Origin of the sequence: Streptomyces sp. CAI-85 (assembly GCF_013363615.1) — a bacterium.
GTDB classification, from domain to species: Bacteria; Actinomycetota; Actinomycetes; order Streptomycetales; family Streptomycetaceae; genus Streptomyces; species Streptomyces antibioticus_B.
The window spans coordinates 205,330-229,346 of record NZ_JAANNX010000005.1 but is presented as its reverse complement, the minus strand read 5'-3'; the positions used below and the strand labels follow the sequence as shown (position 1 = coordinate 229,346).

General features: G+C 68.9%; 28 protein-coding genes. 15 read left to right on the top strand and 13 right to left on the bottom strand.

The genetic code is table 11. The features are described from left to right. Positions 1-134: 134 nt before the first annotated feature. Entirely contained in the window at positions 135-584 is a 450-nt protein-coding gene (locus G6W55_RS09955; protein ID WP_085207574.1) for a hypothetical protein, read from the bottom strand. A gap of 94 nt (positions 585-678) precedes the next feature. Between G6W55_RS09955 and G6W55_RS09950 the strand changes: the two genes are divergently transcribed. Beyond that, the gene (locus G6W55_RS09950; RefSeq protein ID WP_175520429.1) at positions 679-1,641 is read left to right on the top strand and encodes a GlxA family transcriptional regulator; all 963 of its coding nucleotides are present in this window, start codon (positions 679-681) and stop codon (positions 1,639-1,641) included. An 80-nt stretch (positions 1,642-1,721) separates the two neighbouring features. Here the strand turns inward: G6W55_RS09950 and G6W55_RS09945 are convergent, their stop codons facing one another. Next, complete coding sequence (locus tag G6W55_RS09945; protein WP_175520428.1) at positions 1,722-2,030, bottom strand: hypothetical protein; 309 nt, start codon at positions 2,028-2,030, stop codon at positions 1,722-1,724. 86 nt (positions 2,031-2,116) lie between these two features. Between G6W55_RS09945 and G6W55_RS09940 the strand changes: the two genes are divergently transcribed. Beyond that, positions 2,117-2,647, top strand: coding sequence for a hypothetical protein (locus tag G6W55_RS09940; protein ID WP_175520427.1), 531 nt, complete (start codon positions 2,117-2,119; stop codon positions 2,645-2,647). On the opposite strand, the gene G6W55_RS09935 is transcribed toward G6W55_RS09940, so the two are convergent. Both G6W55_RS09935 and G6W55_RS39210 read right to left on the bottom strand, forming a co-directional pair. Beyond that, the gene (locus G6W55_RS09935; protein ID WP_175520426.1) at positions 2,596-2,880 is read right to left on the bottom strand and encodes a hypothetical protein; all 285 of its coding nucleotides are present in this window, start codon (positions 2,878-2,880) and stop codon (positions 2,596-2,598) included. The two genes, G6W55_RS09940 and G6W55_RS09935, sit on opposite strands and share 52 nt — an antisense overlap. After that, entirely contained in the window at positions 2,871-2,996 is a 126-nt protein-coding gene (locus G6W55_RS39210; RefSeq protein ID WP_303049899.1) for a hypothetical protein, read from the bottom strand. Before G6W55_RS39210 ends, G6W55_RS09935 begins: the two co-directional genes overlap by 10 nt. A 206-nt stretch (positions 2,997-3,202) precedes the next feature. Between G6W55_RS39210 and G6W55_RS09930 the strand changes: the two genes are divergently transcribed. The 3 genes from G6W55_RS09930 to G6W55_RS09920 are packed head-to-tail and all read left to right on the top strand — an operon-like array spanning position 3,203 to position 4,849. Continuing rightward, positions 3,203-3,460, top strand: a complete 258-nt coding sequence (locus G6W55_RS09930; protein ID WP_085207570.1) for a hypothetical protein — start codon at positions 3,203-3,205, stop codon at positions 3,458-3,460. Continuing rightward, a complete protein-coding gene (locus G6W55_RS09925) occupies positions 3,435-3,968 on the top strand; it encodes a DUF6879 family protein (protein WP_175520425.1) in 534 nt (177 codons plus the stop codon). The genes G6W55_RS09930 and G6W55_RS09925 overlap by 26 nt, the downstream gene beginning before the upstream one ends. A 29-nt stretch (positions 3,969-3,997) precedes the next feature. Then, a complete protein-coding gene (locus tag G6W55_RS09920; protein WP_175520424.1) occupies positions 3,998-4,849 on the top strand; it encodes a helix-turn-helix transcriptional regulator in 852 nt (283 codons plus the stop codon). Positions 4,850-5,073: 224 nt separating this feature from the next. Here G6W55_RS09920 and G6W55_RS09915 read toward each other — a convergent pair whose 3' ends face one another. Together G6W55_RS09915 and G6W55_RS09910 are read right to left on the bottom strand one after the other, a co-directional pair. Further along, positions 5,074-5,289 carry a DUF397 domain-containing protein gene (locus G6W55_RS09915; protein WP_175520423.1) on the bottom strand — a complete coding sequence of 72 codons (216 nt, stop codon included), beginning with the start codon at positions 5,287-5,289 and terminating at the stop codon, positions 5,074-5,076. After that, positions 5,286-6,134, bottom strand: a complete 849-nt coding sequence (locus G6W55_RS09910; protein WP_175520422.1) for a helix-turn-helix transcriptional regulator — start codon at positions 6,132-6,134, stop codon at positions 5,286-5,288. Before G6W55_RS09910 ends, G6W55_RS09915 begins: the two co-directional genes overlap by 4 nt. A 214-nt stretch (positions 6,135-6,348) precedes the next feature. On the opposite strand from G6W55_RS09910, the gene G6W55_RS09905 reads away from it, so the two are divergent. Then, complete coding sequence (locus tag G6W55_RS09905; RefSeq protein ID WP_175520421.1) at positions 6,349-7,017, top strand: ATP-binding protein; 669 nt, start codon at positions 6,349-6,351, stop codon at positions 7,015-7,017. 191 nt (positions 7,018-7,208) lie between these two features. Here G6W55_RS09905 and G6W55_RS09900 read toward each other — a convergent pair whose 3' ends face one another. Beyond that, positions 7,209-8,234 carry a helix-turn-helix domain-containing protein gene (locus tag G6W55_RS09900; RefSeq protein ID WP_175520420.1) on the bottom strand — a complete coding sequence of 342 codons (1,026 nt, stop codon included), beginning with the start codon at positions 8,232-8,234 and terminating at the stop codon, positions 7,209-7,211. A gap of 333 nt (positions 8,235-8,567) precedes the next feature. On the opposite strand from G6W55_RS09900, the gene G6W55_RS09895 reads away from it, so the two are divergent. From G6W55_RS09895 to G6W55_RS09880, 4 genes are all read left to right on the top strand, one after another. Further along, on the top strand, positions 8,568-9,257 hold the full coding sequence (locus G6W55_RS09895) for a hypothetical protein (RefSeq protein WP_030780142.1): 690 nt from the start codon (positions 8,568-8,570) through the stop codon (positions 9,255-9,257). 19 nt (positions 9,258-9,276) lie between these two features. Beyond that, entirely contained in the window at positions 9,277-10,704 is a 1,428-nt protein-coding gene (locus G6W55_RS09890) for a hypothetical protein (protein WP_309243666.1), read from the top strand. After that, positions 10,701-12,518 carry a DEAD/DEAH box helicase gene (locus tag G6W55_RS09885; protein ID WP_175520418.1) on the top strand — a complete coding sequence of 606 codons (1,818 nt, stop codon included), beginning with the start codon at positions 10,701-10,703 and terminating at the stop codon, positions 12,516-12,518. The genes G6W55_RS09890 and G6W55_RS09885 overlap by 4 nt, the downstream gene beginning before the upstream one ends. 76 nt (positions 12,519-12,594) lie before the next feature. Continuing rightward, positions 12,595-13,023, top strand: coding sequence for a very short patch repair endonuclease (locus tag G6W55_RS09880; RefSeq protein WP_256861388.1), 429 nt, complete (start codon positions 12,595-12,597; stop codon positions 13,021-13,023). On the opposite strand, the gene G6W55_RS09875 is transcribed toward G6W55_RS09880, so the two are convergent. From G6W55_RS09875 to G6W55_RS09865, 3 genes are all read right to left on the bottom strand, one after another. Further along, positions 12,967-14,313 (bottom strand): DNA cytosine methyltransferase, encoded by a 1,347-nt coding sequence (locus G6W55_RS09875; protein ID WP_175520417.1) that lies wholly within the window; start codon positions 14,311-14,313, stop codon positions 12,967-12,969. The two genes, G6W55_RS09880 and G6W55_RS09875, sit on opposite strands and share 57 nt — an antisense overlap. Before the next feature lie 152 nt (positions 14,314-14,465). Beyond that, complete coding sequence (locus tag G6W55_RS09870) at positions 14,466-15,473, bottom strand: SEC-C domain-containing protein (protein WP_175520416.1); 1,008 nt, start codon at positions 15,471-15,473, stop codon at positions 14,466-14,468. 69 nt (positions 15,474-15,542) lie between these two features. Then, on the bottom strand, positions 15,543-17,018 hold the full coding sequence (locus G6W55_RS09865; RefSeq protein ID WP_175520415.1) for a beta-1,6-galactanase: 1,476 nt from the start codon (positions 17,016-17,018) through the stop codon (positions 15,543-15,545). A gap of 219 nt (positions 17,019-17,237) precedes the next feature. On the opposite strand from G6W55_RS09865, the gene G6W55_RS09860 reads away from it, so the two are divergent. Next, positions 17,238-18,017 carry a class E sortase gene (locus G6W55_RS09860; protein ID WP_175520414.1) on the top strand — a complete coding sequence of 260 codons (780 nt, stop codon included), beginning with the start codon at positions 17,238-17,240 and terminating at the stop codon, positions 18,015-18,017. Here the strand turns inward: G6W55_RS09860 and G6W55_RS09855 are convergent. Next, positions 17,992-18,783, bottom strand: a complete 792-nt coding sequence (locus G6W55_RS09855; RefSeq protein ID WP_175520413.1) for a DUF817 domain-containing protein — start codon at positions 18,781-18,783, stop codon at positions 17,992-17,994. The two genes, G6W55_RS09860 and G6W55_RS09855, sit on opposite strands and share 26 nt — an antisense overlap. Positions 18,784-18,972: 189 nt before the next feature. Here G6W55_RS09855 and G6W55_RS09850 point away from each other — a divergent pair, with 189 nt between their 5' ends. From G6W55_RS09850 to G6W55_RS09840, 3 genes are all read left to right on the top strand, one after another. Then, entirely contained in the window at positions 18,973-19,281 is a 309-nt protein-coding gene (locus G6W55_RS09850; protein WP_175520412.1) for a DUF6412 domain-containing protein, read from the top strand. A 125-nt stretch (positions 19,282-19,406) separates the two neighbouring features. Continuing rightward, the gene (locus G6W55_RS09845) at positions 19,407-20,105 is read left to right on the top strand and encodes a YidC/Oxa1 family membrane protein insertase (RefSeq protein ID WP_175520411.1); all 699 of its coding nucleotides are present in this window, start codon (positions 19,407-19,409) and stop codon (positions 20,103-20,105) included. 139 nt (positions 20,106-20,244) lie between these two features. Further along, positions 20,245-21,102, top strand: coding sequence for a fumarylacetoacetate hydrolase family protein (locus tag G6W55_RS09840; protein ID WP_175520410.1), 858 nt, complete (start codon positions 20,245-20,247; stop codon positions 21,100-21,102). A gap of 42 nt (positions 21,103-21,144) precedes the next feature. Here the strand turns inward: G6W55_RS09840 and G6W55_RS09835 are convergent, their stop codons facing one another. Continuing rightward, entirely contained in the window at positions 21,145-21,651 is a 507-nt protein-coding gene (locus G6W55_RS09835; protein WP_175520409.1) for a heme-degrading domain-containing protein, read from the bottom strand. After that, positions 21,651-22,718, bottom strand: coding sequence for a Gfo/Idh/MocA family oxidoreductase (locus tag G6W55_RS09830; protein ID WP_175520408.1), 1,068 nt, complete (start codon positions 22,716-22,718; stop codon positions 21,651-21,653). Before G6W55_RS09830 ends, G6W55_RS09835 begins: the two co-directional genes overlap by 1 nt. Before the next feature lie 56 nt (positions 22,719-22,774). On the opposite strand from G6W55_RS09830, the gene G6W55_RS09825 reads away from it, so the two are divergent. Then, complete coding sequence (locus tag G6W55_RS09825; protein WP_175520407.1) at positions 22,775-23,911, top strand: ROK family transcriptional regulator; 1,137 nt, start codon at positions 22,775-22,777, stop codon at positions 23,909-23,911. Positions 23,912-24,017 lie beyond the last annotated feature (106 nt).

Below are 24,017 nucleotides of genomic sequence, written 5' to 3'. Positions count from 1 at the left end.
GGACTTCGGGGGCGGGGTGTTTTTTTGGGGCGCTCGGGCCCCGGTGGGCGAGTGGGGTCGGGGGTGTTCGGGCCCCGGTGGTCGACTGGGGTGGGGGGCTCAGGCCCCGGTGGGCGACTTAGGCCGGGGGGCGCTCAGGCCCCGGTCGTGGACCCCGGTCGTACGATCATCAGCACGGTCACGGTCGCCCACAGCAGGTTGAAGACCCCCGTGAACATGGCGAGCCGCACGGTCACCGCCGCGTCCCCGCCGCCCTCGGCCAGCGCCTCCTGCCGGGGCAGCACCAGCACCAGGAGCACCCCGGCGGCCAGCACCGTCAGCACGGTCGACGCGATCAGCCAGGCGTCGCCCATCACCCCCATCGCGCTCGCCGTGGCGAACCCCAGGACGGGCACGGCGATGCCGACACCGGCGTACACCCGGCATATCCGGTGCAGCAGATGCACGGTCCCTTGGGCCCGCTCGTCGTCGGGCGCGGCCAGGGCCCGGCGGGCGGCGGGCGGGAACATGCTGGCGGCGACGGTCACGGGTCCGATCGCGACGATCGCGGCGAGGACATGGAGGGCGAGGAGCAGTTTGGTCACGGCCCCGACGCTAGGCGGCACCGGTGGAGGGCAGAAGTGGCAGGAGTGCCAGGGTCCGACGGATTCTCGCCAGGGGGCGGCCTAGGATCGTGGGATGCACACGGTGGCCGTACTCGCCCTCGACGGAGTCATCCCCTTCGACCTCTCCGCCCCGGTGGACACCTTCGGCTGGGCGCGCCTCCCGGACGGCGGTGAGGCGTACCGGGTCAAGGTCTGCTCGGCCGACGGCGGGGGCGAGGTGCGGGCGGGCGGCTTCACGATCCGCGCCCCGTACGGCCTGGAGGCGCTCGCGGAGGCGGACACGATCGTCCTGCCCGGGGTCGCCGAGCCCCCGCCGGAGCTGCCGCCGGGCGTCACGGAGGCGCTGCGCGCGGCCGCGGCGGACGGCACCCGGATCGCCTCGGTGTGCGTCGGCGCGTTCCTGTTCGCCGCGACGGGCCTGCTGGACGGGCTGCGCGCCACCACGCACTGGATCGCCGCGCCGGACCTGGCGGCGCGCTACCCGAGGGTGACGGTCGACCCGGACGTCCTCTACGTCGACAACGGCCAGTTCCTCACCTCGGCGGGCGCGGCCGCGGCCCTGGACATGTGCCTGCACATGATCCGCCGTGACCACGGCTCGGCGGTGGCCGCACAGGCCGCGCGGATGGCGGTGATGCCCCTCGAACGGGAGGGCGGCCAGGCCCAGTTCATCGCCCACGACATCCCGCCGGCCCCCGCCGGGGCGACCCTGGAGCCGCTGCTGACCTGGCTGGAGGACAACTGCGGCGAGGACCTGACCCTGGACCGCATCGCCGACCGCGCCGGCATGAGCACCCGCACCCTCAACCGCCGCTTCCGCGAACAGACGGGCACGACGCCCCTGCAATGGCTGCACCGGGCCCGCGTCCGCCGCGCCCAGCACCTCCTGGAGACGACGGCCCACCCGGTCGAACTGATCGCCACCCGCACGGGTTTCGGCTCCCCGACGGCGTTCCGCGAACGCTTCCGCAAGGTGACGGGGACGAGCCCGCAGACATACCGCAGGGCTTTCCGCTCGGGGCGGGTGCCGATGTGACGGGGCCTTGAGTCACCCCTGCCGGTCGGCCACGGCCCGAAAGGCGAGCGCGAGTCGACCTGGGGTACGGCCGGGCCGGGTCACTTCTCCCGGTCGGCCACCGCCCACGAGGCGAGCGCGACGGCCCCGGCGACGCCGAAGACGGCCGGCCAGGCGCCCACCTTCTTGGCCAGCGGATGCGACCCGGCGAACGCGGCGACGTACGCGACACCGAGCGCCCCCGCGGCCTTCCCACCGGCCCGCCGCTGCCACTCCCGCCCGGCAGCGGCCCCGGCGACGGCCAGCACGACCCCACCCAGTTGCCGCTTCTTCGTCCACCGAGCCACGCCGTACCCCCCGACGAGCCCACCCGCGGCAATCAACGAACCGGGCACGGAACCCCTGGCCATACCTGCCTCCTCCTGAAACATCGGGAACGCCACGAGGCTAACGCGCCGCCCGCCCCGGCCTGATGGCGCACAGCGAGAGGAAGACGATGCACGAGGAACCACCCCCGTCCCCGACAGCCCCCGAACCCGCCGAACACGCCCGCTTCACGGAACATCTGCACGCCCTCGCGACGGTGCACCCGGCCGAAGAGGCGGCCCTGATCCACCGCATCCTCACCGACGACCCGGACCGCACGATGGCCCGCTCGGCGGTACTGCGCCACCTGGACCGCAGGGGAGAGGAGTTGCGCGAGGCCCCGGAACCGGCCCGGACCGCATGGCGAGCGACGATGACGAAGGCCCTCACCACGGCCGACGACCCGTACCTCACCGACCGCCTCGCGGACTGGGCGTTCCTGCACACCCTCCCCGAGGACCCGACCCCCCTGGCCACGGCCTCGACCTGGCTCCAACGCCGCCTGGCCGAAACCCCGGGCACCCCCACCCCCCTCCTCACCCACCTGTCAGAACACGGCCGAACCCGAAGAATCCGCACGACGGCGGCACGGGCCCTGCAACTTGAGGCTCAACGGGAGCGACCCGGCAACTCCATCCGCCCGGTCAGAAGAACCTCATGATTGGCGAACAGCGCATCGAGCACGAAACGCCTGCGGACGTACGCCGTCCACTTCACGTCCCGCAAGTCGGTGAACGCGGCGACCACCCGGGCCCGACTCGCCTGGATGAGAATCCAACGGGCGGCCTCCCCGAGCCCGCGCCCGTCGCCGGACCGGGTGGTGTAGGCGACGGTGAGGTCTTCAAGCGGAAAGACGGTCACCCGCCCGACCCCGCGCAACTCGGTCAGAGCCATACCGTCACGTCCGCCGTACCTCGAACCCGGCTGCCCGCAACCACCTCACGACGTCGACCGGTGGAGACCAGGGAACGGCCGGTGCGGGGAGTGGTGTTGAAGGTGGTGGCGGTCATGAGCCGACCTCTTTCGTGGTGGCGCCGCTCGAAGCGGCAGACGGCCACGAAGTTAGGAGCGGCCACCGCAACACGGCCAGCGATGTGCATGGATGTGCGTATGCATAAGAAGCGCAGCTAATGGCACTTCACGCCCTTGACCGACAGCTCGCACCCCAGGAGATTGGACGCACATCAACGCACCGCAGCGGCCCCAGGAGGCAGGCATGCGCTTACGCTTCATCGGCATCGACCCGGACACGGGAAAGAACGGCTCACCCACGGCCTGGGTGGATCCGGAGACCGCGGACATCGTGATCCAGAGCTACATCGCGGACGCGGAGACGAGGGCCCAGTGCGTGGCGAATCCCGCCCCCGGGCATGCGGAGGGCATCCCCGACCACGAAACGGTGGTGCGTGTCCCCGCCCGCCTCGTGCCCGTCCTGAGGGAGGCGTGCGATGCCGCAGAACGTGCCCAGCTTTGACGAGTTGATGGAGGCCGCGCGAACGTCGGCCGTCCACCTCGAAATGCGCGATCAGTACGCGGTCGGCGACGAGGCCGAGGACTACGACGCCTGGATCCGCACCGGCCGACGGGACACGGACCCCACCTCGGAGTACTGGGCACCCTGGGTCGACATGATCTCCCGCGCTGTCGGCCGCGGCGTCGTCGTACGACGTGCTCGCATCGTGTCCGAGCCCGTCACCGACTACATCCGGTACGAGCACGCCGGAACCGTCGTCAACGTGCAGGCAGGCGAACAGGTCCGCTGGCTCCCTCGTCGATCGGCGGCCGACCTGCTGCTTCCGGGCGCCGACCTGTGGATCTTCGACGGGACGCAGGTCCTCTTCAATCACTTCTCGGGTTCGGGCGACTGGGGCGACCCGGCCATGGAACTGCGGACCGAACCGACCGTCGTGAAGCAATGTTCGGACGCCTTCGAGGCAGTGTGGGAGCGTGCTGTCCCGCACGACGACTACGAGATCCACTGACACTGACAGGAAGCAGCGCAGGCCGGCCCATGTCCATATCCCCGTCCTCCTCGGCACAGGCGGCACGCGAAGGCGTGGCGCGACGACTGCGCGACTTGAGGAGAAACGCCGATCTCACGGTCACCGAGCTGGCCTCGCTCTGCCACTGGCACCACGCCAAGACATCCCGCATCGAGAACGCCAGGACACCGCCCTCGCCCGCGGACATCCGCGCGTGGTGCCGTGCGACGGGAGCCGACGACGAGGTCCAGGACCTGATCGCCGCCTCCCAGGACGCGGAGTCGTTGTACCGCGAGTGGCGACAGCGGGTGCGGTCAGGTCTACGGAGACTGCAGGACAGCTATGTGGAGCTGTACCGGTCGACGGACGTGCTGCGCGTGTACTCCCCGGTCGTCGTCCCCGGGTTGTTGCAGACGGAGGGCTACGCCCGTGCCCTGCTGAGCGCCAACGCCCGACTGCTCGGCGTACCCGACGACGCGGAGGAAGCTGCGGCGGCGCGTCTCCGGCGCTCCCGGATCATCCACGAGCAGGGCCACCGTTTCGTGATGGTCGTCGAAGAGGCGGTTCTCCACTACCGACTCGGCGCCGCGGACGCCATGGCCGCGCAACTCGGCCATCTCCTCACCGCCGGAGCGCTTCCGGCCGTGTCCTTCGGCATCATTCCGATGGCAACGCGCGAGCGGACACTGTGGCCGCAGGAGACGTTCGACATCCACGACGACACGCTCGTCTCCATCGAACTGGTCTCCGCCGAGGTCAACGTCACCCAGCCGTCGGAGATCTCCCTGTACCTCAAGACCTTCGAGCAACTACGCGGCATGGCCGTCTACGGCGCCGAAGCACGAGCCCTGATCCTCCGGGCCATCGAAGCCCTGGACTGAACTCACACCAACTCGGCGAGAACGTTCTCCAGAGCCGCGACCTTGGGGTCCTTGGAGGTCATGCCGTCGATGACACGATCCGAGCCGCTTCCCGTGCTGTAGAGCCCTTGCACCGGTCCGTGCTCCACCCGTACTCACGGGCGTACTGCACAGCGCTCTCGGCACTCGTAATGGTCGCCATGGCCGCACATTTGGCGTGCCTCCCCCGTGCACGTCATGTGCCGTCACTCTGCGAGGGTGCGGTTCTTCAGCGTGGCTATGAAAGAGAGCCAGGGCTCCCTTCCGAACGTCACCACGGGCACTCCCGATGTCTTCGAGTCCCGCACCAGGGTGCCGTCATCGGTCGGTGCGCACTCGACGCACTCCCCTCCCGCGCCGTTGCTGTACGAGGACGTGAACCACACCCGAACGCCGTCCGCGTCGGACTTTGCAAGACTCACTTGGCGTATTCCTTCAGGACCGTTTCGATCAGTTGGGTCGAACGTCGAGGACTCAGGGCTGCCGCCCGCAGTCCGTCGAACGCCCGGGTGTACTCGCGGACATGATGCTCGCCCTCCAGGTAGACCGCATCGGTGATGCCGTCCCGGTAGACGAGGTCGGGGTCCTCCGGGGCGGGAAAGCCCAGCATGGTGAAGGACCCCGTGACCGGACAGGTCCCCGAGTCGAACGGAAGCACCTGAAGGGTCACGGCCGGCAAGCGGGCCGAGTCCAGGACCCGTTCGAGCTGCTCCCTCATCAGGCCCCGATCCCCGACGACCTTGCGAAGAGCGCCCTCGTTCACGATGAACCAGGCTTCGGGGGCGTCGGGACCACTCAGCATGGCCTGCCGTTCCATGCGCACACGCACGGCCCGTTCGATGTCCGCGGTGGGCATGTGCGCCCCGACCGTGTGGAGTTCCGAGGCGTACTCGGGGGTCTGCATGAGTCCGGGGATCAGTTCGCACTGGTACTGGCGGAAGGTGGACGCGTCCTGCTCCAGACCGATGTAGATGTTGAACCACTCCGGGATCCCGGAACCGTGCTCCTGCCACCAGCCCCGTACCTTCGCCTGCCGGGCCAACGACTTGAGGAACTCGCGCAGTTCGTCCCCCGTGCCGTAGAAGCGGCACAGGGCGTCGATGTCGGAGGGCTGGACCCGCCCGCTGCCCGTCTCCATCCGGTTGACCTTGGAACCGCTCCAGTCCAGGGCCGCGCCGACCTGCGCGCAGGTGAAGTCGTTCTGCTCCCGGAGCTTCTTCAGCTCGATCGACAGACGACGACGGCGAGCCGTGGGCGATCCGGCCATATCAACCCCGTTCGGAATAGCGGGTGTTCAGTCTCGCGCCAAGGGCGCGGGCTGCCAATCACTCGGACGTGGGAATCTCGCCGTGCACATTGCACGAAGGGATGCGCACGCTCCACTCTGATGGCGAAGAAACAGAACGTGACCTCTCGTGACAGTGCGTGCTTCGAGGGGATCGCCTGCGACCGGAGGGGTTCTGGTGGACCACGAGACCTGCATGACGCGCAAACCCTGGGACCTCGCCTTCACGGCCGATCCGGCCGAGGTGGCCGGCCTGCGTCGCGTCATGCGGCTGCACCTGGGCCTCTGGGGGCTGCACGACCTCACCGACGACGCCGAACTCTGCGTCAGCGAGCTGGTGTCCAACGTCATCACGCATGTCGGCCCCGGAACCCGCGCCACCCTCGCCGTCTCGATGAACGGAGTACGGCTGCGCATCGAGGTCCACGACCCCGACCCTCGCGCCCTTCCCACTCTCCTGGACGCCGGTGGGGAATCGGAGGGTGGGCGGGGGATGGCCCTGGTCGACGCGCTCGCCGTGCGGTGGGGTGTGCTGCCGGACGGCGACCGGAAGATCACCTGGTGCGAACTCCCGACCGGCCTCACCTCGCCGAACGGGCATGTCGACTGCCCCAGGGTGGAGCGGGCCGAGGCGTTGCTGGAGTTCCACTGCGCCGGCTCGGTGTCGATGCGTCCTCCCGGCCGGAACCGGCCGAGCTCTCGTCGTCGATTTCCGGCGGAGGAGTCGGTGATCACGATCATCACCGACTTCCTCCTCTGGCTCGGTGCGCACGGCTGCGACGTGGATCAGGTCCTCGATCGTGCGCAGTCCGACTACGAGGCCCGACCGCACACCGTCGTCGGATCACCTCGGTCCGGGTCGTGACGCAGCGCCGTGGGTATCGGCGCGCGGCCGAGGTGTCGGCCGGCCGCGAGACGATCCGGCGAGACGTTGTTGTGCTCGCAGCTCGTCTCCGGGAGCACCATGGTGGCGTGGCAAGTGGAGAGGTGCGTCCCGCCACACGGGACGCCGATGCGGCATCGAGAGGCAGCGGCGGAACCCCCGTCGTGTGCCGGTCACAGAGTGGCGCGGATACGTAGCAAGGTGCCTGCGTCGTCAGGAGCCCCGCGTTCATGGAGTTCCAACGCCACCTGGACGACATCCTGATGACTCTGGTCCCGTCCGTAGATGTGGATCAGGTTGTCGGCAAGCTCCCGCTCCTGCTGGTGGCGCAACAAGCACATGAGCGCCGCGATCTCCGCATGACTCAACGTGCGCACCGTGTGATGCAGGAGTGACAACATGCTGCCTTGCCGGCCGCCTCTCTGGAGGGCGCCAGCCTTGGCGGCAATGTTCCCGGCGGCTCGCCCGGCCGAGGCAGTCCGCTGCCGGTCCCTTGCTGATGGGGGGACCGGCAGCGGATCTGACTGGCTTGCTGCGGCTGCTGCCGGACGGGATTTGAGGCCGGCCCCCCTTGCCGCCGCAGAGGCAAGGCGTGAGCCGAGCTGTGCGATTTCCGCCCTGAGGCGGTCAGCTTCGGCCTCTGAGTGATCACAACGTTGCTGTAGCTGATCTCGCTGGGCCTCCAGGGTGCCGAGCTGCTGGGTGAGGCGCATCACGATGGATCGCGGATGCGTGCCCTCGGTGGAGATGTCCGCTGGCCCGACGACTGCAGCTGGGGTCTGCGGACTGCCCTTCCTGGAGCGCTCACCTAGCTGCTCAAGCTCCGCGCGCAGTGTCACGCAGCTGTCGCAGTGGTCCGCGTTTGCCCGGTCTCGCAGATTCCGCAGGTCGGCGAGTGTGATGTCGGCAGGGAAGTCGCTGGCCGCGTCCTCGCGGGCGGATGCGTGTATCAGCGCTAGCAGCTCCATTGCGGGAACGGAGTATCCGCTCAGGAATCGCGAAAGTGACGTCTCGGAAATCCCGAGACGTTTCGCCGCTTGGGCCTGGGTTGGCTTTAGAATGCCCTTTTTTGCTCCGCTTTCACCTGTCAAGTGGCGGCATAGCTGCTGGATCCGCAGCGCCAGCTCCCGCTTCCCGGGCGGAACGTCACTGCTGATCGTCTTGGCTACCCAGCCCTGGCCAGGTCTCGAGCGTGTCATGTACTGATCACCCCTAGCGTTCCGTGTGCCGTTTGATGCACGGCCGGTCTGGGGTCAGAACTGCCGCACTGTCGATTGTGCCGTAGGCGGCGGAGTGTACTTGCTGTTTTTGTCGCAAGAGTTATGGACTTGACCTCGCGCTGATCGGTCATGCGAGAATTTCCTCAGGCAATCGCTTGCGGCGCCGTAAAACGTCACGCGGCGGTTGGCTGGGGCGGGTCCCTGGCGCACTTTATGTGCACCTTGGGGCGATTTATTTTGGTGGCGGCCTATGGCTAGGTTTGTCGCCTGCTATGTCGTTGCTGTCGTTTAGCGGATCTGGAGGATCAAGAAATGACCCTGCCGTCTTGGCAGAGCGAGAACCTGGGAAGCATGGCGCGTACGGCCTTGTGGCTTCTTCAGGTTGTGGGGGTGGACGGGACGTTCACGAAGGTCGAGCTGCGCGAGGCGTTTCCGGACGTCGCGCAGATTGACCGGCGGCTGCGGGACCTCCGGGATCACGGCTGGAAGATTGACACGAGCCGTGATGATCCGACGTTGACGCAGCAGGAGCAGCGTTTCGTCGCCGCCGGAGCGGAAGTGTGGCTCCCGGGCAAGGCTAAGGCGCCGAAGCACAAGGCGAGCATCACGGCGGCGCAGCGGGCCAAGATCCTCGCGGCTGACAGCTACATGTGCCGCGCCTGTGGCGTTGCCGCCGGCGAGCTCTACGAGGACAGCATTACTCCGGCCGTACTGAACATTGCCCGGCGCAAGGTGCTGCTGCCGGATGGTTCGACGGATTACCAGACCGTGACGGAGTGCAAGCGGTGCGGCGCGGGGGGCAGCGAGCGGACGGTGGAGCTGGCTCAGGTGCTGGCTCAGGTGAATGCCCTCGCCCCGATGGAGCGCCAGGTGCTGACTGCCTGGATCGAGGCTGATCAGCGCACGCTTGGGCCGTTGGAGAAGGCGTGGGGTGTCTACCGCAGCCTTCCTGAGAACGCGCGCAAGGCCGTGGCCGCCGCGCTGGCCGGCGACAACGACTGACGGAGCGGAGACAACAATGATGCGGGAGTTCGCCGCGCCGCCGAGGGCGGATGAGTTTAGTGAACTGATCAGGACGAAGGTCCGGGAAGTCCGTGACACCGGCGGTACCCGCGAGACCGTGACCGTCGACTGGAACGAGCAGCAGGCTCACGTTGAGGTCATTGACCTCCCGATCAGCAGCCTGTACTTCAACCCTGGCACTCACCGGATTCGGGCCCAGCGCAGCCATGACCCCGTCCGTGACGAGGGCCTGGACAAAGATCCGTGGAGCGCGGAGAGCCAGGACTACCTGAGGTTCCTCCTTCAGGCTTCGCCGACCGACCCCAACCTCCGCGACACGGACTTCGACGGTCTGAAGGACAGCCTCAAGCAGTTCGGGCAGAACGATCCGGGCCTCGTCACCCACCACGGCATCCTGGTCAACGGAAACACCAGGGCTTGCGCGCTGCGGGAACTCGGCGTGCAGTCGATGCGCGTCGGAGTCCTGCCTGAGTCGTTCACCTGGGCTGACATCAACGCCGTTGAGCTGTCCTTGCAGCTCCGCAAGGATCACCGCAGGGACTACTCCTACATCAACCGCCTCATCGCGATGGAGGAGCAGGCTGCTCTGGGACGGACTCCGGAACAGATCGCCAAGGCTTTCAGGATCCAGGTGAAGACGTACCACCAGGAGCGCTGGATCCTCAGCACTGTCCGGGAGCTGATCGAGCGCAGTGCGAGCGGGGGCGGCTCCAAGCTGCGCCTGGTCGACTGGGAGGGGGCCCAGGAACGTCTGAAGGAACTGCACAGGCTCTACATGAAGCTGGAGTCGGTGGACAGGGACCAGGCGGAGGTGCTCAAGGAGTGGCGGCTGGCCGCCATCCTCCTGGGATTCTCCAAGACGGATGTGCGGCACATTGACGAGCACTTCCTCAAGGGCGGCCTTGGCCGCATGCTCCCCGCCCCGGAGGCTGCCAGCGCCTCGACGCCTGAGAATGCCGGGGTGCTCATTCCGGGGCTCGGCCTTACCGTTCCCGCCTCCTCTTCCGCGGTGTCGGAGGCCCGGGCCCTGAACGACCGTGTCCTTCGGGCCAAGGCCATGGTGGGCGCCGGTGTCCATGACCTCGCGGAAGGAGAGAGGGCCGAAAAGCAGGAGGTCATCAGCGAGGCGAAGGACGCTTTCGACAAGGCGATCGATGAGGCGGGCCGGAGCGCCCGCTTGCGTAAGCGCAAGCAGCTTGCTCCTGCCCGGCTTGCGGAGGCATGTGCCAGCATCGATCAGTGTGTGGCGGACCTGGTTCAGGCGAGGTCGTCCCGCAGCCTGGACGAGGAAGCGTTCGACGACGCTGTCCTCAACCTCCGCAACAGCCTCCGCAAGCTGGCGCAGCAGGCCGGCCGAGGTCTGCCCGACCCTGGTGACGGCGTCGCCTGGTTGCTTGAGGCCGCGACGGTGGAGCCCACGGCATGACGCTCGGCGCTGAAGGCACCTCTCTGCGACTCGGATTCGATGAGACCCGTACCCGTGTCGTACTGCGTACCACCGATGAGTACCGGCAGGATCTCGTCCAGCTGGCCGCCCGTTTCCGTACGGGCGGCCAGCTGGGCCCCCTTAGTGCGTCGATCGCGCTGGACGAACTCCTCGGGGACCTAGGTGCGCTCGGCTCCTGGCCGCATCCGCAAGGCGTTGAGTGGGAAGCGGAGTTGCGCACGCTGGTGGCCGGCGTCGTGCAGGATGCGAACACGGTCAAGGAACGCCTCGACGAGGCGCAGGGGCCCACGGAAACGACGGCCGGCGAGGTGCGCGGCCTCCTTGGAGAGACTTGGCAGGGCGAGCTCAGCGAGTTCCAGCTCCGCGATATCGCCAAGCTTCTTTCTCTCCAGCACGGAGCTAATTTCAGCGTCCCCGGCGCAGGTAAGACCCGTGTTGCTCTCGCCGTGTACGCAGCTCAGAAGGCAGAGGGGCGAGTGGGACGGTTGCTGGTCGTCTGCCCCAAATCGGCTTATGACTCCTGGCGTTATGAGACAGCCGTATGCTTCAAGTACGCCTTGCGGACCCATGTGCTCGATGGCTCAATGGACCAGTGGACCGAGGTTCTGATCGTCAATTACGAGCGCCTTGACCGCCAGCTCGCCTTGTTGGCTGGATGGCTCAAAGCGGGACCAGCCATGATTATTTTGGATGAGGCGCATCGGATGAAGCTGGGCGCGCGAGGCACGTACGGAGCCGCCTGCATGGCGTTGGGGCCGCTAGCCGCGCGGCGTCTCATCCTCACGGGAACGCCCGCGCCCAACGGGGCCAAGGATCTGGAGAACCTGCTGGGCTTCGTCTGGCCGGGGCATGGCCAGCGCACGGTGGTTCAGGCGGTGGCAGGCGGTGACCTGGCCTATGCGAGTTCGGTCTTGCGGCCATTGTTCACCCGGACAACCAAGCACGAGCTTGGCCTGCCTCCCGTACAGCTGAGCTTGCGCTACGTGGACATGCCCCCCCTTCACGACGAGATCTATGAATCGCTGGCCCAAGGCGCAAAAGCGGATCGAGCCCGAGATGATCTCAGCGCTCTCGGCAGGACGGCGCTTCGCCTGCTAATGGCCGCGGTCAGCCCCGCACTCCTCTTGGAAGGGGGGAGCAGGTACGAACCTCTGGCCTACCAGCTTCCGCCACTCGAGATTCCGGAGAACAGCTCGTTGTATTCGCTCATGCAGTCCCTGCCTGACCACGAACTGTCGCCCAAGTACAAGGAAGCAGTCGCGATCATCGCGGAGAACGCGGCGCGCGGCCGGAAGACGCTGCTCTGGACGACCTTTGTCCGGAGCCTGACGACCCTGGAACGCATGCTGGAGAAGTACAACCCTGCTGTGGTCTACGGCGGCACCCTAGACCGTGATGAACAGCTCAGGCGCTTCCGTGAAGACCCGAGCTGCATGGTGCTGATCTCCAATCCAGCCACGCTGGGTGAGGGCATCAGCCTGCACCACGTCTGCCATGACGCGATTTATGTCGACCGTGACTTTATGGCCGGCCGCTTCCTGCAGAGCCTCGACCGCATTCACCGGCTCGGGCTGGCGCCGGATACCGAGACCAGGGTCACCGTCCTGGCGGCCCGCAAGACGGTTGATGAGGTGGTAGCCATCAGGCTGGAGAAGAAGCTGGACTTCATGGGGCGAATCCTTGATGACCCGACGGTTCAGCAGCTAGCCGATCTTGAGGAGGAACCGTCGGTGGGAGCTGGGCTTGCGCCCAGTGACGTGGAAGCCCTGCTGAGCCACGTGGGCAGCCGCTGACGTACGACGGACTTTCCTGTCGGCGGGATGGGGATGCCGACTACTCTCTGAAAATGTGACCAACGAAACCGAGTGGGTGGCTCCAGAGGGGTCGTGGGCTTCGTCCGCGGCGCGACGTCGGAACATGCAGGCGATCCGGAGCCGTGACACGAAGCCCGAACAGTTGATCCGTCGGCTGGTGCACGCCAAGGGGCTTCGCTACCGCGTTGCGGCCCGCCCGCTACCAGGCCTTCGCCGGACGGCTGACTTGGTCTTCCGGCCGGTGAAGGTCGCGGTATTCATCGACGGATGCTATTGGCATGGCTGTCCCGAGCACTATGTTCCGCCGAAGACAAACTCGGGTTACTGGTCGGAGAAAGTGCTCCGGAATGTCACGAGGGACCGTGACACGGACCAACGGCTGGCTGAGGCGGGATGGCTCGTGCTCCGTTTCTGGGAGCATGAGCCATCAGACGCGTGTGCCAGCCAGATCGCCGACGCGGTTCTGAGCCGCCGGGCTGGCTGACACCGACAATTCCATCTGCTCTGTCCCGGAGCCGATAGGCTCAGAGTCAAGGCTGTCGCTCAGTTCCATGGCGTAATTGGCCAGCAGTTCGGACCGGTGGTCTGGGCGCAAAACTGCCGCGATGGCGCGTCCCACTGCTTCGGCTACCGGCGGTGGAAAGGCGTTGCCGACCTGGCGATAGCGGGCGGTCTTCCCGCCGCGGAAATTCCATTTCCGCGGGAACCCCTGAATGATTGCCGCCTGTTCAACCGTCAACATGGGGCCTGCAGGCCTGAACAGATCGCGCTCGGGGATGCATTCATCGCGGTCATTCGCAACTCCCATGGCGTCCACGTTCATGGTCGCCCAGGCCCGCTTAGCGCGGGTGGGGCCGAGGTCGGCTCCACCGTGCTTCTTGGAGCCGCCTACCAAAGTCGGGGCGATTCCTCGGCCTGCGGCGGCTGCCTTCTCGGCCGCTTCGTACCAGTCGTCGTACACGTTCTGGCCAGTGCGCTCACCTCGCCTGGCGCGCTTGCCATTTTGGTTCAGCTCCCAGAAGTCGCCGCAGCGCTCACGCATAGTCTCCCGAAGGCGGCTGAAAACTGTTGCCTCGTCAGCCCTAAGATGCACTGGCCATTTGAAATCGTGCGAGCTTTGCTCCATGGCGTCCTTGTGGATGGCCACGAGGATGGCTCGCGGACGCAGCTGGGGAACGCCGAAATCCTTCGCGTCAAGCCGCCGCCATACTTTACGCATGACGATGTCCTGAGCCTTGGGTGACTGATGGGCGTTGATTTCCGGAACCATGTAGCCCGCGTCGCGCAGCCTGTCTAGAATCCTGATTCTATAGTCAATGAAAAACTCCGGCGGCTCAAGGATTCCGCGAACATTCTCGATCATCACAGCTTTCGGAAGCAGCTTCTCGATGATCTCTAGAGCGGCTGGAAAAAGGTCGCGCTCGTCCTCCTCTCCCAGTCTCTTTCCGGCCAATGAGAAAGGAGGGCAAGGAACGCCACCAGCCAAAAGATCAAGATCCCCTGGATTCAGGTTGAGGCTTTTTTCGACATCGGAACCCAAGAATTCGCGGACATCCATGGGATTGATTTGCTGAGCTTTTTCTGGAGTCCATCCAGGCCAATTTCCCACGTTGGCGCGCAATGTGTTGACCGCATGCGGATCCCACTCGACCAGGGCGCTGTGGTCGAAGCCCGCGTTGTGCAGCCCAACGGCTTGGCCGCCTGCCCCGGCACAGATCTCGATCGAGGTCAGTGGCTGGGCGAAGTCCGGGCGTTCATGGCCGCTGGAGGACATGACTCTCCTTCTGGATGGTGGTTCATGCGAGAGCTGGCGATCTTCTCACGGCAACTCGGCACCATGAGTCTCGCACCTATCAGGGCATGCGCGTGCAACTACCCGTCGAGCAGCGTGGAGATCGTTTCGCGACGCTGTGCTGTATTCCGCCGTCAGCCGTGACACTCCCCATAAGCCACCCCAGACCCACACCAACAAGCCGCCCCCCGCTGCGGAGGCCAAGCCACCGCTCTCCCCCTTGCCGCCAGTGTCGTCGCGTACTGGGGGAGGAGGTTCGGGTCGGACGGGGACGTGGATTCTGAGGCGGCGAAGGCTTCGTAGGAGGGGACCGTGCCGGTGACGATGCCGAGGTTCGGGGTGCCGGAGGTGGCGAGTTCTCGGAGGGACGCCTCTATCACCGTGAGGTGTTCCTCGTGGGAGGGGTATTCGGAGGAGAGGGCGGGGTACGCGGCCAGGAGTTCCGAGAGTTCCGTGGCCGGCCAGTGGAGGACCGCCACCGGGAAGGGGCGGGAGAGGGCCTCGCGGTAGGTGCCGAGTTCGGCGCGGAGGCGGGAGATCTCCGCCGCCAGTTCCGCCGGGTTGTCCGAGCCGAGGGACCACACCCGCTTGGGGTCGTGGAGTTCGTCCAGGGAGACGGGGGAGGAGTGCAGGGCGTCCGCCGTCACGTCCCAGTCGTCGTGGGCCGCGCCCAGCATCCGGCGCACCCGGTGACGGCCGAAGAGGAGCGGATGCGTGGCGTACGGCGGCTCGGCCACGTCCGTCAGGAGCAGCCGCACGCCTTCCGTGAACGTCTTCTCCGCCTGCTCCAGCTCGTCGTGGGTCTCCAGCGCCTCCGCGACGATCACCCACGGCGCCGGGTCGCGCGGGGCGGACGCGCGGATGCCGTCGATGATCGCGCGGGCCTCGGCCTCATGGCCGTACTCCCACAGGTTCGAGGCTTTCAGGGCGCGGACCAGGTGCGGGGTGTCCAGGCTCTCCGCGGACGACAGGAGACGGTCGTAGAGCGCGGTCGCGCCGGCGCGGTCGCCGGACAGTTCACGGTGGGCCGCGGCCTGTAGCAGCAGGGCCTCCGCGTCCTCCGGGTACAGGCCGGCGGTCCGCTCCAGGCGAGCCGCCTCGGCGGTGTGGTCGACGTTTTCGGCAGGCGTGTCGGGGCGCATGCACGACACCGTACTGCCCACCGCCGACAAAGGTCCCGCCCTCCCGCACCGTGACCTCGCCCCGCCCTCCTACACCGTCACCCCGTCCACCTGGATCGTCTGCACCGACTGCGCCGCGAACGGCACGCTCACCGTCTTTCCGTTCAAGGACGTGTCCGTGTACGCCCGGTACCGGTCCCCGCCCGTCGTCGTGACCGTGTTCCAGCGCGGGACCGCGCCGTTCGCACCGCCCGTCACCGTCGTGAAGCGGGACAGGTCGAAGGTGAGGGTCTGGGCGGAGGCGGCCGTGTTCGCGGCCACGATCACCAGCCGCCGCGCCGTCCGGTCGAGCGCCGCGACCGCGTAGCTCACGCCCGTGTCGAGAATCGTCATCCCGGGGCGGATATGGCGGCTGAACTGCGCCATCACGTAGTACTTCGGCTGCACCGCGCCCGCCTGGAGCGTGGCCGCGTCGTACGCGATCATCGCCCAGGCCGCCGTCGGGTCCATCACCTGCCAGTACACCCAGGCCGTGGGGTGCAGCCAGCGGAAGTCGTAGAGCAGATTGCCGGCCATGGTCAGGCCGGTGCCGTCGTTGTCGCCCGTCTCCGAGTTCCACAGCCTCTTCCCGGACCCCGTCACCACGTCCGTGTACAGCAGGTCGCGGCGGCCGCCCGAACCCTGGTAGCCGTGCACGTTGACCTGGTCCACATATCCCTTCGTCGTGGCCGAGAAGGAGTTCCACGTCGTCCGCGCGAGGTCGTAACTCGTCTCGTCCGAGGCGGAGATGCGTGTCGAGGTCAGCCCACGTTTGTCCAACTCGCTGCGCAGGTACGGCAGTACGGCCGACTGGACCGACGCGTCCATGTGGCAGCCCTCCTGCGTGCCGGTCGCCGTCCACCAGGACGACGAGGGCTCGTTGAAGGGGTCGACCGTCGCGAAGTCCACGCCCCAGTTGTTCCTGGCGTACAGGGCTACGGCGGCCAGATGGGAGGCGTGCTGGCGGTAGTTCCAGGACTGGAGGTTGTTGCCGCCGCCGGCGGCGCCGGACGGGTTGTGGTTCAGACACATCCACCACATCGGGGAGTTGGCGAACAGCTCCGTCGTCGCGCCGCGCGCCACCGCCTTCTGGAGCATCGCCCGCTGGGCCGCGTCCGCCGTCCACTTCCACGCCGACGACGCCGGGTCCTCGTTGTTCCAGTCCTGCCAGTAGCCCTCGATCTGCTTGAACGCCGGGATGTTGGGCGAGGCGACCATGCTCTCGCCGTTCACCGCGTTCCAGCCGCACGCGCCGAGGTTGTAGCGGGCGATGTTCAGACCGAGGCCGGGGAGCGTGGTGCCGTTGTACGTCACCGAGTTCGTCGTGAAGAAGATGTCGGCGAAGTCGTTACGGGTGCCGAAGACGTTGGCCCACCAGGCGAGCGAGGTGCCCCAGCCCTCCCAAGTCCCGTACGTGGTCGATGGGTTGACGGCGATCGTCGCGTCGGCACGGGCGGTGCCCGTCGCGAGGGCGGTTCCGAAGAGCGCTCCGCCGGTGGCGGCCAGCAGTGTCCTGCGTCGGATCATGACTACTCCGCTCCGAGTCGTGGCCGATGCCGGGTCCCGTTCGGCCGACACGAAGCATCGGGTGTGGCGCGTGGGTTGTCGAGGGTTCCGACAGCCCTTTCTCAAACCTGTGGAGAAAGGGGGAGGGGAGCGTTCGAGGGGGCGAACATCCGGTCCTTATACGGTAGTTGGTGGTGTACGGGTCTTCATGCCTCGGCCCGGCGCGCCTATCGTGCCCGCGTGCGGACTCCCCTCGTAGAGCACGGCACCCTGCGGCGGCGCGCCCGGATCCGGCGGGCGGTCCTCGGCGGCGCCGAACTCCTCGTCACCGTCGGGGTGGTGCTCCTGCTCCTCGTCGCCCACCAGCTCTGGTGGACCAACCGTGAGGCGAAGGAGGGCGCCGAGAGGAGGGTGGAGGCGTTGGAGCGGGAGTGGCGGGAACCTGACACGCCTGGCCTGCCTGCCCCGCCTGACAGCAGCGGCGGCACCGGCATCTCCGACGGCGCCGACCCGCCCGACACCAGCCCCGCCGCCGAGAACCCCAAGAACCCCGACACCCCCACCCCCGACACCCCCTACGCCATCCTCACCATCCCCCGCCTCACCCTCCGCGTCCCCATCGCCGAAGGCACCGGCAAGCGCAACGTCCTCGACAAGGGATACGCCGGTCACTACCGCCACACCCAACAGCCCGGCCAGGAAGGCAACTTCGCGCTCGCCGGGCACCGCAACACCCACGGCGAACCCTTCCGCCACCTCGACCGGCTCAGAAAGGGCGACCTGATCACCGTCGAGACCAGGACCGCCCGCTACACGTACACCGTCGGCACGGTCCTCCCGCGGACCTCGCCCCGCGACACCGGCGTCATCGCGCCGGTGCCCCGCTCCCTGACCAGACCGTCGTACGGCTATGACGCCCCCGGCCGCTATCTCACGCTCACCACCTGCACGCCGGAGTACACCTCCCGCTACCGCCTGGTGGTGTGGGGGACGCTCACCTCCGGCGGGCCCCGCAGATGACGAACGTGACGCTGATCAGCAGGGCCCAGGAGAGCCACTTGGACAGCGAGACCGGTTCCCAGCCGTCGAGCTGGGACGGATACGTCCACGCCCCGAGATACGTGGCGATGTTCTCGGCCAGCCAGAGGAAGAAGCCGATCAGCGCGAACGCGAGCGCCAGCGGCATCCGGTGCCGCAGTTCGCCGACCGTGAAGTACACCCACGTCCGTGCCGTCGCGAGCAGCAGCAGCGCGCCGAGCGGCAGCCGCAGGTCGGGCAGCCAGTGGTGGCTGAGGAAGTTCACGTAGAGGGCGACGGCCAGTACGGCGGTGGCGCGGGGGCGGTAGCCGGTCAGGGACAGGCCGAGCAGCCGCCAGGAACGGCAGACGTAACTGCCGACGGCCGCGTACATGAACCCGCCGTACAGCGGCACGCCCGCGATCATGGCGAAGCCGGGCTCGGGGTAGCTCCACGAGCCGACGCGCACCTTCACGATCTCGAAGGCGAGCCCCAGCACATGGCAGGCGGCCACGACCGCGACCTCCCGCCGGGTCTCCCAGCCCAGCAGGTATCCGGCGGCGGTGAGCAGGACGCCGTAGACCAGCAGCAGGTCGTAGCGGGGCACCGGCAGGGGCGGGAGCAGTTTCGAGACGGCCATGCCGCCGAACAGCGCGACCGCGAACGCGCAGCACCGCGCCTGCACCCACCCGAAGCGGACGAGCTGTACGGCGAGCAGACGGAGGAACGGTCCGGCGCGGCCGGTGATCCCGAGCGGGTCCGGGTTCATGTACATGTGCGTGTAGAGCCACCGGGAGGCGCGTTCGGTTGCGCTCCCCGTGCCCGCGTGACGGATCCCGCACCGGGCGGCGCGTGCTGGCACCGACCGAGGCCGGTCAGGTATAACCGGCGAAGAACACCGGAATCCATAACCGGCGAAGAACACCGGAATCCGACGAACCGTCCATGAGGGGGGCCCATGCGCGCACGCCGTGCCGCCACGCCCGTCCTCCTCGTGCTCTTCCTCCTCGTCGACGTCCTGCTCATGGACTCCGGCAGCCTCTCCGCCGCCGTCGCCCTCGCCGCCACCGCCGCGGCCTCCTCCGCCCTCGCGGTCAGCTCCCTGGTCGCCGCGCGCAGCGCCCCCGCCGTACCGCCCACCCGGGTGCGTACGGCCATCAGGGACCGCGCCCGCCGTACGGCCTTCCTGACGCAACGCGATCCGGACGCCTCCGGCCGGCCCCGCCCCAGGGCGCCGGGCCACGCCCTCGCGACGACCACCGCGTAGGGCAGCACGTAGGGCAGCGCTCCTCACCTCCTGACCCCGCGCGGGTCGTCACGCCGCCATGCCCGGACGACCACCGTCCCGGCCTTCACCCCGGCACGACGAGACCCCCGGAGGGCTCCTCACCCATGTCCGTCTTCGCTGACCTGGTCGGCCATCTCGCCGATCTGCTGAACCCGCTGTTCGGCGCGTCCGCCGCGGCCGCCGCGATCGTCCTGTTCACCGCACTCGTACGACTCCTCGTCCACCCCCTGTCCCGGGCGTCCGCCCGCGGCCAGAAGGCCCGTACGGCGTTGCAGCCGAAGATCGCCGAGCTGCACCGCAAGCACGCCAAGCACCCCGAGCGGCTCCAGAAGGCCGTGCTGGAACTGCACGCCGAGGAAAAGGTGTCCCCGCTCTCCGGCTGCCTGCCCAGCCTGTTCCAGCTCCCGGCGTTCTTCGTGCTCTACCACCTCTTCTCCAACTCCTCGATCGGCGGCGCGCGCAACGAACTGCTCGACCACCAGTTGCTCGCCGCGCCCCTCGGCGGCCGCTGGAGCGACGCGCTCGCCGGGGACGGTCTCGTCGGCGGGGCCGGTCTCGTCTACCTCGGGCTGTTCGCCCTGGTCGCGGTCGTCGCCGGCTTCAACTACGTGCGCGCCAAGCGGATGCCGCTGCCCGCGACCGGCGGCCAGGAGGTGCCCGGGATGGGCGCGCTCACCAAGGTCATGCCGTTCATGTCCTTCTTCACCCTGGTCACCGTGGCCGTCGTCCCGCTGGCCGCCGCGCTGTACGTCGTCACCAGCTCGACCTGGAGCGCCGTCGAACGGGCCGTCCTCTACAAGTGACCCGCCTCCACGCGCCCCCCCCGCGGGTCCAGTACATGAACCGGGTCTTGCGGAGTGTCCGCCCGGCTTGGAGGATCGGACAGTCCTCCGGCGGCCGCACCCCTCGGCGGGCACCCCGCGACCCAGGGAGACGGTGACCATGAAGCTGCTGCGAGTCGGTACGGCGGGGGCGGAGCGGCCCGCGCTGCTCGACGCCGACGGAACCCTGCGGGACCTGTCCGGGCTCGTGGACGACATCGACGGCGCGCTGCTCGCGGACGGCTCGGCGCTCGGCCGGGTCCGCGCGGCCGGGGAGTCCGGCGGGCTGCCCGTGCTCGACCCGGCCGGGCTGCGGATCGGACCGCCGCTGGGCCGGATCGGCAAGGTCGTGTGCATCGGGCTGAACTACCACGACCACGCCCGCGAGATCGGGGCCGAGCCGCCCGCCGAGCCCGTCGTCTTCCTCAAGGCGCCGGACACGGTCGTCGGACCGCACGACACCGTGCTGATCCCGCGCGGGTCCGTCAAGACCGACTGGGAGGTGGAGCTGGCGGTCGTCATCGGCCGTACGGCCCGCTGCCTGGGGTCGGCCGAGGAGGCGCTCGGGCATGTCGTCGGGTACGCCGTCGCGCACGACGTGTCCGAGCGGGAGTTCCAGATCGAGCGGGGCGGGACCTGGGACAAGGGGAAGAACTGCGAGACGTTCAACCCGCTGGGGCCGTGGCTCGTCACGGCGGACGAGGTCGCCGACCCGCAGGACCTGGCCCTGCGGCTGTGGGTCAACGGTGAACCGAAGCAGGACGGGACGACGGCGGACCAGATCTTCCCGGTCGGCGAGGTCGTCCGGTACCTGAGCCACTTCATGACCCTGTACCCCGGGGACATCGTGAACACCGGGACCCCGGCCGGGGTCGCCCTGGGCGCGCCCGAGCCGAAGCCGTTCCTGCGGGCCGGTGACGTGGTGGAGCTGGAGATCACGGGGCTGGGGCGGCAGCGGCAGGAACTCAAGGACGCCTGAGCGCCCTTGAGTCCCCCTTCGGACAAGCCCTTGCAGTGACCCCTACCGGAACTTCTCCAGGTACTGCTCCAGCGCCGCCACCACGAACCGATGGTCCTCCAGTTGCGGCAGCCCGGACACCGTCACCGCGCCCACGACCCCCACGCCCTCCACGGTGATCGGGAACGAACCCCCGTGCGCCGCGTACGTGTCGGGGTCGAGGCGGGAGGACTCCTCGAAGGTCGTGCCCTTGGCGCGGGCGCGGGATCCCACCAGGTAGGAGGAGGCGCCGAACCGCTCCACCACCCGGCGCTTACGGGCGATCCACGCGTCGTTGTCGGGGGCGGAACCCGGCAGCGCCGCGTGGAAGAGCTGCTGTCCGCCGCGGTGGATGTCGACGGCGACCGGCGCCTGCCGTTCCCGGGCCAGCTCGACGAGGAGCGAGCCGAGGGCCCACGCGTCGTCGTGGTCGAACCGGCGGAAGACCAGCCGGCGTTCCTGCGCCTGGAGCTCCTCCAGCGTCGGGGTGATCTCCGGGGTGAACTTCGGGGTCAGCTCATGGGCGCCCATCACAGCGTCACCACCACTCCGTCTCGTGCCGAACGGCGGGCCGCCTCCAGCACGTCGAGGGCGGCGGCCGCCTCGACGGCCGGGACCGGGTTCGGGCCGCCGTCGATCAGTGCCTCGGCCACCGCAGCGTAGTAGGCCGGATAGTCGCCGGGGAGGGTCTGTACGGGTGTTCCGCCGCCGGTCGTCGGGGACTCGCCGGAGCCGAGCCGGCCCCACAGCTCCTCCGGTTCGGTGCCCCAGCCGGGCCCCGGGCGGCCGCCCTCGCGCAGGGCCGCCTCCTGCGGGTCGAGGCCGTACTTCACGAACCCGGCCTTCGAGCCGAGCACCCGGAAGCGCGGGCCGAGCTGGGCCGTCGTCGCGGAGGCGTAGAGGTGGGAGCGGACGCCGCTGGTGTGGGTGACGGCGATGAAGGTGTCGTCGTCGGTCTGCGCGCCGGGCCGGCGGACGTCCGCCTCGGCGTACACCGACGCGGCGGGGCCGAACAGCACCAGCGCCTGGTCCACGAGGTGGCTGCCGAGGTCGTACAGCAGACCCCCGATCTCCGCCGGGTCGCCGGACTCCCGCCAGCCGCCCTTCGGCTGCGGCCGCCACCGCTCGAAGCGGGACTCGAAGCGCCATACGTCGCCCAGCTCGCCGTCGGCCACGAGGCGGCGCAGGGTCAGGAAGTCGTTGTCCCAGCGGCGGTTCTGGAAGACGGAGAGGAGCAGGCCGCGCTCCCCGGCGAGGGCCGCCAGCTCGCGTGCCTCGGCGGCGGTGCCGGCGAGCGGCTTGTCGACCACGACCGGCAGGCCCGCCGTCAGGGCGGCGGTGGCCAGCGGTACGTGCGTCTTGTTCGGGGAGGCGATGACGACCAGGTCCAGCTCGTCGGCGCGGGCGAGCAGGCCGTCGGCGCCGGCGGTGACGCGTACGTCCGGGAACTCGGCGCGGGCCTGCTCCTGCCGCTCGGGGTGGGAGGTGACCACCGTGTCGAGGGCGAGACCCTCGGTGGCGGCGATCAGCGGGGCGTGGAACACGGAGCCGGCGAGGCCGTAGCCGACCAGGCCCACGCGGAGGGGAGTACCAGTCATGCCCTCCACTTTCGCAACGCTGTTGCCAAAGTGCAAGCAGAGGAGAGAATGAGGGCGTGAACAGGACCAACGGCGCCCCCCGCGCGACCGGCGTGCGGCCACCCGGCACGCACCCCACCGGCGTGAACCTGCTGGCGCTGCGCAGCCACAACACCGCCCTGGTGCTGGACCTGCTGCGCTCGGCCGGGCCGGACGGCATCAGCCGTCTCGAACTCGCCGAGCGCACCCGGCTCACCCCGCAGGCCGTCAGCAAGATCACCGCACGGCTGCGGGAGGAGGGGCTCGCGGCCGAGGCGGGCCACCGCGCGTCCACCGGCGGCAAGCCGCGCACGGTCCTGCGGCTGGTCCCGGAGGCCGGGCACGCGGTCGGCGTCCATCTGGACCGCGACGAACTCCGGGCCGTGCTGGCCGACTTGGACGGGACCGTGGTGGGGGAGCGGCGGGTCCCGCTGGACCTGGGCGCCGGCGCGGAGGCGGTGCTCGGCGCGGTGGTCCGGGAGGCCGAGGCGCTGGGCCGGGCCGCGGGCGCCTCGCTCCTCGGGGTCGGCGTGGCGCTGCCCGGCCCCCTCGACCACACCCACGGCGTGCTGCACCGGGTCACCGGGTTCCCCGAGTGGGACGGCTTCCCGCTGCGGGACGCCCTCGCCGGGCGGCTCGGTGTGCCGGTCGTCGTCGACAAGGACACCAACGCCGCCGCCCTCGGACTGGCCGTCGCGGGAGAGCGCGGCTCCTTCGCCTACCTCCACCTCGGTACGGGCCTCGGTGCCGGACTCGTCCTCGGGGGGACCGTGCACCGGGGGGCCAGGACCGGTGCCGGGGAGTTCGGGCACCAGGTCATCCAGCTCGACGGGCCGCCCTGCCCGTGCGGGAACCGGGGCTGTGTCGAGGCGCTGTGCCTGGCGGCGATGGAGCGCGGGGACGTCGACGAGGCGGCCCGGGTGCTCGGCGAGAGCGCGGCGAACCTGGCCGGGCTGCTCGACATCGACCTCGTCCTGCTCGGCGGCCGTACGATCGCGGCCGGCCCGGAGCCGTTCGTCCGGGGAGTCGCCGCCGTCCTCGCCGACCGCGCCCGCCGCGAGGGCGCCCGGGAGGGCGCGGTACCGGTACGCCTCGCCGCGGGTGGGGCGCGGGGGGTGGCGGAGGGGGCGGCCCATCTGCTGCTGGGGCCGGTGTTCGGGAGAGGGGACGGGTGAGGGGACGGGTGCGGCGCGACCATGGCGCCCGTGAGCCGATCGGGCGGAATCGTATGGTCATACGGAATGGCGTCGCCGTTCCCCGCCCCCGCTGCCGCAGGCTCAT

Coding starts and splice junctions, on each gene's coding strand:
- G6W55_RS09905 (WP_175520421.1), top strand. CDS start 6,349: ATGACGCGCAAACCCTGGGACCTCGCCTTCACGGCCGATCCGGCCGAG.
- G6W55_RS09835 (WP_175520409.1), bottom strand. CDS start 21,651: ATGGGCGCCCATGAGCTGACCCCGAAGTTCACCCCGGAGATCACCCCG.
- G6W55_RS09935 (WP_175520426.1), bottom strand. CDS start 2,880: ATGGCTCTGACCGAGTTGCGCGGGGTCGGGCGGGTGACCGTCTTTCCG.
- G6W55_RS09925 (WP_175520425.1), top strand. CDS start 3,435: ATGCCGCAGAACGTGCCCAGCTTTGACGAGTTGATGGAGGCCGCGCGA.
- G6W55_RS09885 (WP_175520418.1), top strand. CDS start 10,701: ATGACGCTCGGCGCTGAAGGCACCTCTCTGCGACTCGGATTCGATGAG.
- G6W55_RS09830 (WP_175520408.1), bottom strand. CDS start 22,718: ATGACTGGTACTCCCCTCCGCGTGGGCCTGGTCGGCTACGGCCTCGCC.
- G6W55_RS09875 (WP_175520417.1), bottom strand. CDS start 14,313: ATGTCCTCCAGCGGCCATGAACGCCCGGACTTCGCCCAGCCACTGACC.
- G6W55_RS09850 (WP_175520412.1), top strand. CDS start 18,973: ATGCGCGCACGCCGTGCCGCCACGCCCGTCCTCCTCGTGCTCTTCCTC.
- G6W55_RS09890 (WP_309243666.1), top strand. CDS start 9,277: ATGCGGGAGTTCGCCGCGCCGCCGAGGGCGGATGAGTTTAGTGAACTG.
- G6W55_RS09930 (WP_085207570.1), top strand. CDS start 3,203: ATGCGCTTACGCTTCATCGGCATCGACCCGGACACGGGAAAGAACGGC.
- G6W55_RS09910 (WP_175520422.1), bottom strand. CDS start 6,134: ATGGCCGGATCGCCCACGGCTCGCCGTCGTCGTCTGTCGATCGAGCTG.
- G6W55_RS09845 (WP_175520411.1), top strand. CDS start 19,407: ATGTCCGTCTTCGCTGACCTGGTCGGCCATCTCGCCGATCTGCTGAAC.
- G6W55_RS09920 (WP_175520424.1), top strand. CDS start 3,998: ATGTCCATATCCCCGTCCTCCTCGGCACAGGCGGCACGCGAAGGCGTG.
- G6W55_RS09855 (WP_175520413.1), bottom strand. CDS start 18,783: ATGAACCCGGACCCGCTCGGGATCACCGGCCGCGCCGGACCGTTCCTC.
- G6W55_RS39210 (WP_303049899.1), bottom strand. CDS start 2,996: ATGACCGCCACCACCTTCAACACCACTCCCCGCACCGGCCGTTCCCTG.
- G6W55_RS09895 (WP_030780142.1), top strand. CDS start 8,568: ATGACCCTGCCGTCTTGGCAGAGCGAGAACCTGGGAAGCATGGCGCGT.
- G6W55_RS09870 (WP_175520416.1), bottom strand. CDS start 15,473: ATGCGCCCCGACACGCCTGCCGAAAACGTCGACCACACCGCCGAGGCG.
- G6W55_RS09940 (WP_175520427.1), top strand. CDS start 2,117: ATGCACGAGGAACCACCCCCGTCCCCGACAGCCCCCGAACCCGCCGAA.
- G6W55_RS09840 (WP_175520410.1), top strand. CDS start 20,245: ATGAAGCTGCTGCGAGTCGGTACGGCGGGGGCGGAGCGGCCCGCGCTG.
- G6W55_RS09950 (WP_175520429.1), top strand. CDS start 679: ATGCACACGGTGGCCGTACTCGCCCTCGACGGAGTCATCCCCTTCGAC.
- G6W55_RS09865 (WP_175520415.1), bottom strand. CDS start 17,018: ATGATCCGACGCAGGACACTGCTGGCCGCCACCGGCGGAGCGCTCTTC.
- G6W55_RS09945 (WP_175520428.1), bottom strand. CDS start 2,030: ATGGCCAGGGGTTCCGTGCCCGGTTCGTTGATTGCCGCGGGTGGGCTC.
- G6W55_RS09900 (WP_175520420.1), bottom strand. CDS start 8,234: ATGACACGCTCGAGACCTGGCCAGGGCTGGGTAGCCAAGACGATCAGC.